The sequence below is a fragment of the Streptomyces sp. NPDC031111 genome (assembly GCF_055570675.1).
This window is the reverse complement of the sequence record NZ_JBVIGS010000005.1, coordinates 164,988-178,962: the sequence shown is the minus strand read 5'-3', so window position 1 is coordinate 178,962 and position 13,975 is coordinate 164,988. Positions and strand designations below refer to the sequence as shown.

The window sequence follows — 13,975 nt, the reverse complement described above, 5'->3', positions numbered from 1 at the left end:
GGCCCCCGGGTACTAGGATGCGCAGCGAGAGTGACCTGCGGCGGTTCTTGCAAGAGACGCTGGGCGGCGTCCTGGGAACCGATGTGACCGCCGGCCCCGACCACCTCCCCCTCGGTGAGCTGGGCCTGGACTCGATCTCCTGCGCCGTGTGGCTGCGCGAGATCAACCGCACCCTCGGGCTGTCCCTCACGGTGGCCGAGGTGTGCGGTCACCCCACGTTCGGCGAGCTGGCCGCCCTGATCGAGGGCGTCATGGGAGATCAGATGAGTGCCACCACCCCCGGGTCCTCCGCTGCCCGCGTCGACGTCCCGCGTGGGCGCGACGACATCGCGGCCCATCTGCGGCAGAGCCTCGCGGAGGAGCTGGAGCTGCCCGCCCCGGACGTCCCCGACGACGTGCCCTTCGTCGAACTCGGCCTGGACTCCATCACCGGCGTGACCTGGACGCGCAAGCTGAACACCCACTTCGGCCTCGCGCTCTCCGCCACCCAGGTCTACAGCCACCCCACGGTCGCGGAACTCGCCGCGCACGTCGCCGCCTGCCTGGAGGACACCGACGGCGCCCCCGAGGCGGTGTCCGAGGCCCCGGCCGCCGCCCGGGCGTCCGACGCCACACCTGAGTCCGCTCCCGCCGAGGACGCGCTGACCGGCTGGCTTCGGGCGAGCCTCGCCAGGGAACTCGAACTCGCCGAGTCCGCCATCGACGACGACACCCCCTTCGTGGAACTGGGTCTGGACTCCATCACGGGCGTCACCTGGACCAGGGCCGTCAACACCCACCTGGGGCTCTCGCTCTCCGCGACCACGGTCTACGGTCACCCGACCATCGCCGAGCTGGCCGCGCACCTGACGGGGGAACACGGCGCGTCGCTGCCCGAGCCGGCCACTGACGAGGAGAGGGCTCCGGCCGACCCTCTCGCCGAGGACAAGGCCCCGGCCGAGCCCTCGACGCCCCCGGCACTCCCGACACCCCCGGCCCCGGTCCCCGACCGCGCCCCCCGCCCGTCCATCGACCTCGTCGACATCGCCGTCATCGGCATGTCCGGCGCCTTCCCCAAGGCCGCCGATCTCGACGAGTTCTGGGCGAACATCGTCACCGGCCGGGACTGCGTGACCGAGGTGCCGGCGTCCCGCTGGGCCGTGGACCGGTTCTACGACGAGCGGCCCGGGACGCCCGGCAAGTCGTACAGCAAGTGGATGGGCGTCCTGGAGAACGCCCACCACTTCGACCCCCTGTTCTTCAGCATCTCGCCCAACGAGGCCGAGGCCATGGACCCGCAGCAGCGCCTGCTGCTTCAGGAGAGCTGGCGCTGTGTCGAGGACGCCGGGCACAACCCCGAGACCCTCTCCGGCACACGCTGCGGCGTCTTCGTCGGCTGTTCGGTCAACGGCTACGGCGGCAGGGTCGACGAGAGCGAGCTGAGTGCCCACCAGAACCTCGGCACCAACAGCGCGATCATGGCCAGCCGGATCTCGTACACGCTGAACCTCAAGGGCCCGTGCCTGTCCATCGACACCTCGTGCTCGTCGTCCCTCGTGGCGCTCGCCGCCGCCTGTGACAGCCTCTGCCTGGGCGACAGCGACACCGCGCTGGCCGGCGGCGTCTGGGTCATCCCGGGCCCCGGCGTCCACGTGGCGATGAGTCAGCTGCGGGCCCTGTCGCCCACCGGGCGCTGTCACGCCTTCGACGACCGGGCGGACGGCTTCGTCCCCGCCGAGGGTGTCGGCATGCTCCTGCTGAAGCGGCTCCCGGACGCCCTGGCGGACGGCGACCGGATCCATGCCGTCATCAAGGGCTGGGGTGTCAACCAGGACGGCCGCTCCAACGGCATCACCGCTCCCAACGCCGAGGCGCAGGCCGCACTCCAGGGACGGGTGTACGACAGGTTCGGCATCGACCCGGCCGACATCGAACTGGTCGAGGCGCACGGCACGGGAACGGCCCTCGGCGACCCCGTGGAGATCGACGGCCTCGTCCAGAGCTTCGGCGCCCGCACCGACCGCACCGGGCACTGCGCCATCGGCTCGGTCAAGAGCAACATGGGCCACAGCGCCTGCGCCGCGGGCGTCGCCGGCACCCTCAAGGCCGTACTCGCCCTCAAGCACAGGACGCTGCCCCCGACCATCCAGTACGACCGGTTGAACCCGCACATCGACCTCAGCGGCACACCGTTCTACGTGAACACCGAGGAACGCGCGTGGCCGGACCGGGGCAGGCCCCGCCTCGCCGCGGTGAGTTCCTTCGGCTACAGCGGGACCAACGCCCATGTCGTCCTCGCCGAGGCCCCGTCGAGCCCGGCGCACCCCGACGAGCCGGAGGCACCCGGCGCCCGGCTCGTCGCCCTGTCCGCGCGCACCGACGCGCAACTGCGCGAGCAGGTCCGGCGGTTGCTCTCCCACCTCCGCACGCACCCCCAGGAGAGCCTGCGCGCCCTGAGCTGCACACTGCTGCTGGGCCGCAAGCACTTCCGGCACCGTCTGGCCCTGGTGGCCCACACCACCGCGCAGGTGACCGAGGCGCTGGAGAACTGGCTCCGGACCGGCGCCGACCCCGCCGTACGCAGCGGCGACCGCAAGCCGGAACGGCCCGCCGGCGGCTTCGGCGGGCAGCCGTCCGGCGCCGCCGACCAGGTCGGCCGGCGGCATCTCGAAGCACTGGCCGAGCAGTACGCCGAGGGCCGGGCCCTGCCCTTCGACACCCTCTTCGAGACCGGCCGGCCCGCGAGAACCTCCCTGCCCACCTACCCCTTCGCGGCCGACCCCTACTGGCTCGACCCCGAACCCGCCCGCCCGGACGCCACCGCGCCGCAGGGCGAACCGCTGTGGCTGGAGCCCCGCTGGGAGCCGGCCGGAAGCGTCACCACGGAACCGGGCGACGCCCCGGCCGGCGGCCACGGGCACACGGTGTGGCTCGTCGGCGACGACCCGGACGGCACACTCGCCCGGGCGCTGCCCGCCCTCCTGCCGGCCGGGACCGAACTGCGCACCTTCCGCACCGGGACCGGCGCGCCGGACGAGGACTACCTGCGGCTGACGCGCACCCTCCTGACCGGGATACGCGCCCTGACCGCGACCGACCACCTCCTCCAGGTCGTCGTGGCCGGCCACGACGCGCCGGAGGCCCGCCTCATGGCCGGCGTGTCCGGACTGCTGCGCACGGCCCACCTGGAACACCCCCGCCTGCGCACGCAGTACGTCGAACACCTCGACGCCCCCACGGCGGAGGCCCTCGACCGGACCGTCCGCGCGGCCCTGCTCCACCCCGACGAGGCCGAGATCCGCCGCACCGGTGGCGAGACCCACGTACGACGCCTGGCCGAACTCCCCGTGACCGCCTCCGCGGACACGGCGGACCTGCCGTGGCGCGACGGCGGGGTCCACCTGATCACCGGCGGGCTCGGCGGGCTCGGGCTGCACCTCGCCCGCGACCTGTCGAGCGGGCTCGCCGAGGGCGTGCTGGTCCTCGTGGGCCGCTCCGCGTCGACACCGGACACCGAGCGCACCCTCGCCGGCCTGCGCCGGCCCGGCCTCACGGTCGAGTACCGCCAGGCCGATCTGACCCACCGCGCCGCCGTCCGGGACCTCGTCGACGGCGTGCGACACCGTCATGGCGCGCTCCACACGATCGTGCACTGCGCGGGCGTCCTGCGCGACGGTCTCATCTCCGGCAAGCCGGACGCGGACGTCCACGCCGTCCTCGCCCCCAAGGTGTCGGGCCTCGTCCACCTCGACGAAGCCACCCGCGACCTGCCGCTGGACCGGTTCGTCGTCTTCTCCTCCACCGCGGCCGCGCTCGGCAGCGCCGGGCAGGCGGACTACGCGGCGGCCAACGGGTTCCTGGACGCCTACGTCGCCCACCGCAACGAACTCGCCGCGCGGGGCCTCCGCTCCGGCCGGGCCGTCAGCGTCGGCTGGCCGCTGTGGGCCGACGGCGGCATGCGGGTCGACGCCGCCGGCCTGGACCGGCTGGCCCGGCTCGGCGTGACTCCGCTGGCCACGCCGGACGGACTGCGCACGCTGCGCGAGCTGCTCGCCTCCGGCCGGGAGCGGACCCTGGTGCTGCACGGCGACCGGGAGACCCTGCTCGGCCGCCTGGCGCCGCTCACCCCCTCCGAGCCGCGGACCGCGTCCCCGGCCGGCCCGGCACCGGATGCCGCCGGCCCGGACGCTGCGGTCTGGGAGCACACTCTGGTCGAGGAGATCGCCGCACAACTCGGCGTCCCCGCCGCCGAGATCGAGCTCGATGCCGAACTGGGGGAGTACGGCTTCGACTCGATCAGCCTCACCCAGCTCGCGGAACGCCTGAACGACCAGCACGGCCTGGCACTCGCCCCCACGGTCTTCTTCGAGCACCCCACACCCCGCGCCCTCGCCACCCACCTCGCGGACCGGAACACGCCCGCCCCGTCCGGGCCGGCCGCCGAGCCCGCACCTCGCGGCGCGGCGGATCCCGCCGCCGTCACGGCGGGGATCGTCGCGGAGGTGTCCGCCCAACTCGGCCTCCCCGCAGAGGAGATCGACGCGCACGAGGAGCTGGGGGAGTACGGCTTCGACTCGATCAGCCTCACCGAACTGGCCGGACGCCTGGGGGAGCGCTACGGACTGACGCTCGCCCCGACCGTCTTCTTCGAGCACCGCACCGTGGACGCCCTCGCCGCCCACCTCGTCGACACATACGGGGAGGAGACGGCGCGCTTCCACGGCACCCCTCGTACCGAGCCCGCCACGACCCCCGTAGAGGCTCCCCGCGAAGGACACGAACCGTCCGTCGCGAGCACCGGGCGCGAGACCGAGCCGATCGCCATCATCGGCATGAGCGGCAGCTTCCCGCAGGCCCCGGACCTCACCGCGTTCTGGGACAACCTCCGGCAGGGCCGGGACTGCGTCACCGAGATCCCGGAGGACCGCTGGGACTGGCGGGCCCTGCACGACGACCCGGAGCAGCACGGGTCAGGCCCGGGGGCCGTGCGCTGGGGCGGGTTCCTCGACGCCGTGGACCGCTTCGACCCGCTCTTCTTCGGCATCTCGCCCCGCGAGGCGACCGCCATGGACCCGCAGCAGCGCCTCCTGCTCACCCATGTGTGGCAGGCGCTGGAGGACGCGGGACACGCGCCGTCGAGCCTGGCGGGCAGCAACACCGCCGTCCTGATCGGCACCGCCCCCAGCGGCTACGGCGACCTGCTGCGCGACGGACAGCTCACCGGGGACGGTTACGCCGCCACCGGCGTCTCCGGCTCGATCGGACCCAACCGGGTCAGCTACCTGCTCGATCTGCACGGCCCCAGCGAGCCCGTCGAGACCGCCTGCTCCAGCTCGCTGGTCGCGGTGCACCGCGCCGTCGAACTGCTCCGCGGCGGAGCGAGCGATCTGGCGCTGGCGGGCGGGGTGAACACCATCGTCAGCCCGGACCTGCACATCGGCTACAGCCGCGCCGGCATGCTGTCCGAGGACGGCCGCTGCAAGACCTTCTCGGCACAGGCGGACGGCTATGTGCGCGGCGAGGGTGTCGGCATCCTCGTCCTCAAGCCCCTCTCCCTCGCCGAACGCGACGGCGACCGCATCCACGGGGTCATCCTGGCCACCGCGGAGAACCACGGCGGCCGGGCGCACTCGCTCACCGCGCCCAACCCCCAGGCACAGGCGGACCTGCTCACCACCGCCTACCGCCGGGCCGGGATCGACCCGCGCACCGTGACGTACGTCGAGGCGCACGGTACCGGCACCGAACTGGGCGATCCCGTCGAACTCGGCGCCCTCAAGACCGCGTTCGCGGCACTCCGCGACGAAGTCCCCGACAGCCTCGGCGAGTTCGCCCGCTGCGGCCTTGGCTCGGTCAAGAGCAACATCGGCCACCTCGAACTCGCCGCCGGCGTCGCGGGCATGATCAAGACCCTGCTCCAGATGCGCCACGGCGAGCTGGTCGAAAGCCTGCACTGCCACGATCTCAATCCCTACCTCGACTTCGCCGACAGCCCGTTCGAGGTCGTACGTGAACGCCGGCCCTGGCAGCGGCCGCGGGACGCCGCCGGCGCCGAGGTGCCGCGCCGCGCCGGAGTCAGCTCGTTCGGCTTCGGCGGGGTCAACGCCCATGTGGTCCTGGAGGAGTACCGGGGCCGGAACCGCCGTGAGGAGCCCGCCGTCGACGCGACCCCGGAGCTGATCGTCCTCTCCGCCCGTACCGCCGGCCAGCTGGCCGCCCAGGCCGGCAACCTGCTGGCCCACCTCGACGACGACCGGGTCGCCACGCCCCGTCTGACCGACCTGGCGTACACCCTTCAGACGGGCCGTGACGCCATGGAGGAGCGGCTCGCCACCCGGGTGTCCTCGCTCACGGAGCTGCGCCGGCGGCTCGCGCAGGTGACCGACGCGGGCACCGCCCCGGAGGGCTGGCACCGCGGTTCCGTGCCCCGCGGAGCCGCCGTGGCCGCGTCCCGCGACACCGAGCGGCTCGCCGCGTCCCGCCGGTGGATCGACGCCGAGCAGTACGACGAGGTGCTCGAACGGTGGGCGGACGGACACCCGGTGGACTGGGAGCGGCTGTACGAGGGCCGGACCCGTCCGCGCCGCACCGGCCTGCCCACCTATCCGTTCGCGGACGAACGGTACTGGGCGGGCCGCGGCACCCACCGGCCGACGGCCACGGACCCGGCCGGACCGGCCGCCCCGGCGGGCTCGCACCCCCTCCTGGGACGTGCCCTCCCGGACGGCGGGACGACCCGCTACGAGACACGCCTGGACGGCAGCGAGCCGTTCCTGCGCGACCACCGGGTGCGGGGAGCCAAGGTGCTGCCGGGCGCGGCACATCTGGAGATGGCGCACGCGGCGGTCGCCCGCCTGGTGGGCGAGGACCGCGCGGACCGCGTACGCCTGGACGACGTCGTGTGGTTGCGGCCCGCCGTGTGCGGTGCGGACGGGCTGCACCTGAGCCTCGACGTGCGCCGGGGGTCCGACGACGTCCACGAGTACGCTCTGCACAGCGTCGACGGAGACGGCGAGCGCGTCCTGTGCAGCCAGGGCCGGGCCCGGCTCACCGACACGCCCGGCACCTCGGTCCCGCCGCTGGAGGAGCTGCGGACCGCCTGCTCCGACACCGTCTTCACCGCGGACGAGATCTACGACCGCTACAGTCGCGTCGGCATGGAGTACGGCCCGGCGCACCGCTCCGTGACCTGGCTCGGCACGGGCAAGGACACCGACGGCCGGCCCCAGGTGCTCGCCGCACTGCGGCTGCCCGAGGCGGCGGAGCACCCGGCGTCGTACCACCTGCACCCGAGCATCGTGGACGGCGCGTTGCAGGCCACCCTCGGCCTCGGACTGACGGCCGACCGCGCCGACGACCAGGGCGGCAGGCCCGCCCTGCCGTTCGCCCTGCAACACCTGCGGGCGACCGCGCCGACGCCGGTGACGGCGTACGCGTGGATCAGGCACCAGGACGGCAGCCGGCCGGACGCCTCATCGGCCAAGCTCGACGTGACCCTGCTGGACGAGCGCGGACGGGTGTGCGCGGAACTGACCGGGCTGAGCGCACGCGTGCTCCGCGGTGAACCGGGCGGCGACGGCCCCGCTCCCGCGCGCACGGAGGAGCCGTTCGGAGTCCGCGCCCTGCGCTACGTGCGCGAACAGCTCGCCACCGCGCTGGAGGTGGCACCGGACCGTCTCGACGTGGACACGCCGCTGGAGCACTACGGCATGGACTCCATGATGGCGATGGAACTCACCCGCCATCTGGAGGGACCGTTCGGCCCGCTGCCGAAGACGCTGTTCTTCGAGGTGCGCACCATCCGCGCGCTCAGCGACCACTTCGCCGAGGAGTACCCGCGGCAACTGCGCGCCGCGCTCGGTGCCGAGGCCGTGCGGACGGACGCGCCCCACCGGTCACCCGCCGCCGCCCGGAAGCCCGCGGACACCACCGCCCCGGCCACCGCCGACATCGCGATCATCGGTGTCGCCGGGCGCTACCCGGAAGCCGCCGACCTCGACGAGTTCTGGCAGAACCTGCGCTCCGGACGGGACTGCATCCGCGAGGTGCCGGAGAGCCGCTGGGACCACCGCCAGTTCCCGGCCGGGGGCCGGTGGGGCGGATTCCTCGACGGCGTGGACGAGTTCGACCCGCTGTTCTTCCACATCTCCCCGCGCGAGGCCGAGTACCTCGACCCTCAGGAACGCCTCTTCCTCCAGTGCGTCCACCACACCCTGGAGGACGCCGGCTACACCGGCGAGCTGCTCGCCCGGCGGTCCGGGGACGACGACACCACCGCCCTCCAGCCCCACGGCAAGGTGGGGGTCTTCGTCGGCGTGATGTACGAGGAGTACCAACTCCACGGCGCCCAGGCGCAGGCCCGCGGCCACCAGGTCGCGCTGTCGGGCAACCCGGCGTCCATCGCCAACCGGGTCTCGTACTTCTTCGACTTCCACGGGCCCAGCATGGCCGTGGACACCATGTGCTCCTCCTCGCTCACCGCCATCCACCTCGCCTGCGAGGCCATCAGGAGCGGGCAGTGCGCGTCGGCGATCGCCGGCGGAGTCAACGTCAGCGTCCACCCGAACAAGTACCTGATGCTCGCCCAGGGCAGGTTCACCGCCGGTGACGGCCGGTGCCGCAGCTTCGGCGAGGGCGGCGACGGCTACGTCCCCGGCGAGGGCGTGGGCGCCGTCCTGCTCAAGCCCCTGGACCGCGCGATCGCCGACGGCGACCACATTTACGGCGTCGTCAAGGGCAGCGCACTCAACCACGGCGGACGCACCCACGGCTTCTCCGTGCCCAGCCCCGTCGCCCAGGGCGACGTCATCGCCCGCGCGCTGGCCGAGGCCGGGGTCGAACCCCGGGAACTCGGCTATCTGGAGGCCCACGGCACGGGCACGTCCCTGGGCGACCCGATCGAGATCGCCGGACTGGTCAAGGCGTTCCGCAAGACGGGCGACGGCACGTTGCCGGACCACTGCGCGATCGGCTCGGTCAAGTCCAACATCGGCCACTGCGAGAGCGCGGCGGGCATCGCCGCCGTCACCAAGGTGCTCCTCCAGATGAAGCACCGGGAACTGGTGCCCAGCCTGCACTCGGCCACCCTCAACCCGCACATCGACTTCGAAAGCACCCCGTTCCGGGTGCAGCAGCGTCTGGAGCCCTGGCAGCAGCCGACGGTCGTGACCGGCGGCGAGCGGCGCGCGCTGCCCCGTACCGCCGGCATCTCCAGCTTCGGCGCCGGCGGCTCCAACGCCCACCTGGTCATCGCCGAGTACGAGCCGGCGCCCGCCCGGCGCCCGGCGGCGCCCGAGGACCCGCGGCCGGCCCTGATCGTGCTGTCCGCGAAGAGCGAACCCCAGCTCGTCGAGCAGGCCCGGCGCCTCGCCGCCCGGACCGCCGAACTGACCGACGACGACCTCACCGCGATCGCCTGGACGCTCCGGACCGGGCGGGTCGCGATGGAGGAACGCCTCGCCTTCACGGCGGACTCCCTGGCCTCGCTCCGCCGCAAGTTGCACGCGTTCGCCGACGACCCGGCGCGGCCCGGCCCCTGGCAGCGCGGCACCGTCCGCCCCGGCGAACCGGCACCGCTCACGTCCGACGACGCCCGGGATGCCGTACGCGAGCTGTGGGAGCGCGGCGACCACACGGCGCTCCTGCGCCACTGGGCCGACGGCCTCGCCGTCGAGTGGGAGGCGCTGCACCCGGCCGGCGCACCCGGCCGGCGCATCAGCCTGCCCGGGTATCCGTTCGCCCGTGAGCGGTACTGGCTGGACATCGACACCGACAGCGGCAACGGCGGTTCGTCCGCCGTTGCCGAGCCGCCCGCCGACCTGCTGCTCCTGCGCCCCGTGTGGGACGCAGCCGAGCACAGCGGCGCACCCGGCCACGCGGGCTTCACCGCGCACCACGTCGTCCTCGTCGGACGCCTCGACACCGCCGCCCGGGACGCGCTGGCACGGGCGCTGCCCGAGACCGTCTCGTACGACCTCGTGGACCTCGGCACCGGACCGCTGGACGAGCAGTACCTCGGGGTGAGCCGGCATCTGCTCGGCCTGCTGCGCGGCATGCTCGAACCCGGCCTGCGCCACGAGGCGCTGCTCCAGGTCGTGGTCGTCGGCGACCCCGGCGACGACCACGACCTGGAGTGCTTCGCCGGCCTGACCGGCCTGCTGAAGACGGCACGGCTGGAGAACCCGCGACTGCACACGCAGTACCTCGACTGCCTCGACGGCGCCGACCCGGACCTGGTCGTCACCCGCCTGCGGGCCGAGGCGGCCCACCCGGCGGAGCAGGAGATCCGGTACCGGGACGGCCGGCGCGCGGTGCGGCGGCTCACCGAGGTGACGCCCGCCCGCCCCGCCACCACCCCGTGGCGCGCCGGCGGCGTCTACCTGATCACCGGCGGCACCGGCGCCCTGGGCCTCATCACGGCACGCGAGATCGCCGCGTCGGTCGACCACGCCACCGTCGTCCTCACCGGCCGCTCGCCGCTCGACGAGGACAGGCGGCGCGCGCTGGACGAGCTGCGGGCGGCCGGACTGCGGGTGGACCACCAGCGGATGGACGTGACCGACCCGCAGGCCGTCCGGGAGCTGATCACCCACGTCACGGACGTCCACGGTCCGCTGACCGGCATCGTGCACAGCGCCGGTGTGATCGGCGACGGCCTCCTCGCCGGCAAGGAACCGCAGCACGCCGAGCGGGTGCTCGCGCCCAAGGTGCGCGGGCTGGTGAACCTGGACGAGGCGAGCCGGGACCAGCCGTTGGAGCTGTTCCTGTGCTTCTCCTCCACGAGCGGCGTCTTCGGCAACCCGGGCCAGGCCGACTACGCGGCGGGCAACGCCTTCATGGACGCGTTCGCGGCCCGGCGCAACCGTCTCGCGGGTCGCGGCCTGCGCAGCGGCACGACCCTCTCCGTCAACTGGCCGCTCTGGGAGGACGGTGGCATGCAGGTGAACGACGCGACCAAGGAGCAGCTCCGGCGGATGGACCTCGCACCGCTCGACACCGACAGCGCGCTGCACGCCCTGCGGGTCGGTGTCGCCGCACAGGACAACGGCCTCGACGAGGGACGGCTCGTGGTCGTCTCGGGCCGGCGCTCCGCCCTGCTGCCCAGGCTGACGGAGCGTGCGGACACCGCACGCCCCCAGCCGCGGGCCGCCGCGGAGGACGCCGAGGACACCGGGCCCGCCACGGACGAGGCCGCCGCGACCGCGGGCCTGGAGGAGCGGACGGTGCGCCACCTCCGCCAGCTGATCGCCACGGCCCTCAAACTCGGCCCCGACCGTCTCGACGCCGACACCCCGCTGGAGCGGTACGGCATGGACTCGGTCGTGGCGACCGACCTGATCGCCGGCCTGGAGAAGACCTTCGGCCCCCTGTCCAAGACGCTCTTCTTCGAGCTTCAGACCGTGCGGGAACTGGCCGCGCACTTCGTCGCCGGGCACGCGGACGTGCTGCGGGACCTGGTCGGGGAGCCGGTCGCCCCCCGGCCGCGGGCCGCGCGGACCGCGCCCGCCACGGTGACGGACGCCGAGACCGGTCCCGGGCCGTCCGCCCCGGACCCGTCACCTGTCACCGGAGCCGGCCAGGACATCGCCGTCATCGGCGTCGTCGGGCGCTACCCGCAGGCCCAGGACCTCGACGCCTTCTGGAGCAACCTCCGCGCCGGCCGGGACTGCGTCACCGAGGTGCCCGGCGACCGCTGGGACCACGACGCGCTGTTCGACGCCGACCGCGACGCGGTGGGCACCAGCTACTGCCGCTGGGGCGGATTCCTGGACGGGATCGACCGGTTCGACCCGCTCTTCTTCGGCATCTCCCCGCGCGAGGCCGAGGCGATGGACCCGCAGCAGCGGCTGTTCCTGGAGACGGCGTGGGACCTGCTCGAACAGAGCGGCGTCACACAGGAGACCATCGAGCGGCGCTACCGGCGCCGGGTCGGGGTCTACGTCGGCTCGATGTACCAGATGTACCGGGCCGAGGAGGCGGACGCCGCCCGCGCGGCGCTGACCTCGGCCACCTCGTACAACATGATCGCCAACCGGGTGTCGTACTTCTTCGGCCTGGAAGGTCCGAGCCTCGCCGTCGACAGCATGTGCTCCTCGTCGGCCCAGGCCGTCCACCTCGCCTGCGCCGACCTGCTGCGCGGCGAGGCGGAACTCGCCATCGCCGGCGGAATCAACCTCACCGTCCACCCCGACAAGTACATCGCCCTGTCCCAGGCACAGATGCTCGGCAGCCACCCCGGCAGCCGGAGCCTGCGCGACGGCGACGGCTACCTGCCGGCCGAGGCGGTCGGCGCCGTGCTGCTCAAGCCGCTCGCCGCGGCGCTGCGCGACGGCGACACCGTCCACGCCGTCATCAAGGGCAGCGCGTCCCTGCACGCGGGCCGGGGCGGCGGCTTCATGGCGCCCAGCCACCGCACCCAGGTGGCCGTCATGCGCCGCGCCCTGGAACGCGCGGGCGCGACGCCGGAGTCCGTCGGCTACGTCGAGGCCGCGGCCAATGGCTCGGCACTCTCCGACGCCGTGGAGATCAGCGCGCTGCGCGAGGTCTTCGACGGCGTGTCCGAACCCGTCGTGATCGGCTCGGTGAAGTCCAACCTCGGCCATCCCGAGGCCGCCTCCGGCATCGCCCAGCTCACCAAGGTCGTCCTCCAGCTGCGGCACGGCGAGCTGACCCCGCTCGCGGCGGTGGGCGCGCCCAACCCGAACCTGCGCTGGGACGACACCCCGCTGGAGCCCTGCGAGCAGCTGACGCGATGGCGTGAGCGACGGGCGGACGGCACGGACTCCGGGCAGCCGGCGCCCCGCCGCGCGCTCGTCAACTCCGTGGGCGCGGGGGGCAGTCATGTGAGCCTGGTGATCGAGGCCGCCCCGCAGCCGCGCGTGCCGCGCTCGGCGCCTGAGCCCGCCGCCCAGCTGATCCCGCTGTCCGCCCAGGGGCCCGAACGGCTGCGCGCCACGGCCGGGCAACTGCTCGACTTCCTGGAGCGCGACGACGCGACGGACCTCGCGGACCTCGCCCACACGCTTCAGACCGGCCGGGAGGCGCTGCCCGAGCGATTCGCCACCGTCGTCGCCTCCAAGGCCGAACTGCGTGACGCCCTCGCGCACTTCCTGGACGCCGGCGAGCCCGGACGGCCCGGCACGACGGCGGTCCACCACGGCAACGCCGAGAGCGGCTCCCACCCCCTGTCGGCCGTCCTGTCCGGAGCCCACGGTGAGGCCTTCCTCACCGCCCTGCTCCAGGACGGCGACCTCGACCGGATCGCCGCGCTCTGGGCCGCCGGAGCGAAGGTGCCGTGGCACGCGCTGCACCAGGGGCACAGCCGCAGGCTCGTACCGCTTCCCGGCGCCGCGTTCCTCCGCGACCGCTACTGGATCGGTCGTAACGGGCACCCCCGGACCCCGGCGACACCGGCCGCACCGACCCCACCCGCGGCAGATGCCACGCCGACCGTCAGCGCCGTCCCGGCCACCTCGGAAGGGCCCGCCGCGCAGGCCCCCGCCAACCGCCTCACCGCCTACCTCGCGGGCTTCTTCGCCGAAGCGCTCGGACTCGACGCCGGCGAACTGCCGCTGGACAAGGACCTGCACGGCTTCGGCGTGGACTCGATCCTGTGGTCCAGGCTCCAGCGCAGGCTCCGCGCCGACCTCGGCCTGGAACTGTCCACGCGGGACATCCTGGAGTGCGGCACCCTCGAACGCCTCGCCGCGCACCTCGCGGCCGACCACCCGGGCGGGCCCGCGTCCAGCACGGCGGAACCGGCGGCCGACGCCCCGCGTCCGGAGATCCCGGGGGAGGACGGCGACGGGCCCCGGGCCGCCAAGGCCCGGGCGCTGGAGCAGTTCCGACAGGGGCACGTCAGCCTCGAAGACCTCAAGGCACTCATGAAGGAAGCACCGCGCGCGTGAACGAGGACCAGATACTCGCAGGGTTCAAGGCAGGCGTCTTCTCCGCGGACGACGTGCTCGCCTTCTACGAGCGGCCCCCGGCCGGGCCC

General features: G+C 74.0%; 2 protein-coding genes (1 of these 2 running past the window's edge). Both read left to right on the top strand.

The window, feature by feature from the left end; genetic code table 11:
• The first annotated feature begins 17 nt into the window (after positions 1 to 17).
• Positions 18 to 13,886 (top strand): SDR family NAD(P)-dependent oxidoreductase, encoded by a 13,869-nt coding sequence (locus tag ACZ470_RS13540; protein ID WP_468427026.1) that lies wholly within the window; start codon positions 18 to 20, stop codon positions 13,884 to 13,886.
• A protein-coding gene (locus ACZ470_RS13535) for an amino acid adenylation domain-containing protein (RefSeq protein ID WP_468427025.1) crosses the window boundary here: on the top strand, positions 13,883 to 13,975 show its start. Its footprint extends 7,458 nt past the window's final position; 93 of the gene's 7,551 nt are visible here — the first part of the coding sequence; the start codon lies at positions 13,883 to 13,885; its stop codon lies beyond the right edge, outside the window. Before ACZ470_RS13540 ends, ACZ470_RS13535 begins: the two co-directional genes overlap by 4 nt.

What these genes read in the sequence shown, in the direction of transcription:
- ACZ470_RS13540 (WP_468427026.1), top strand. Translation starts at nt 18, where the DNA reads ATGCGCAGCGAGAGTGACCTGCGGCGGTTCTTGCAAGAGACGCTGGGC.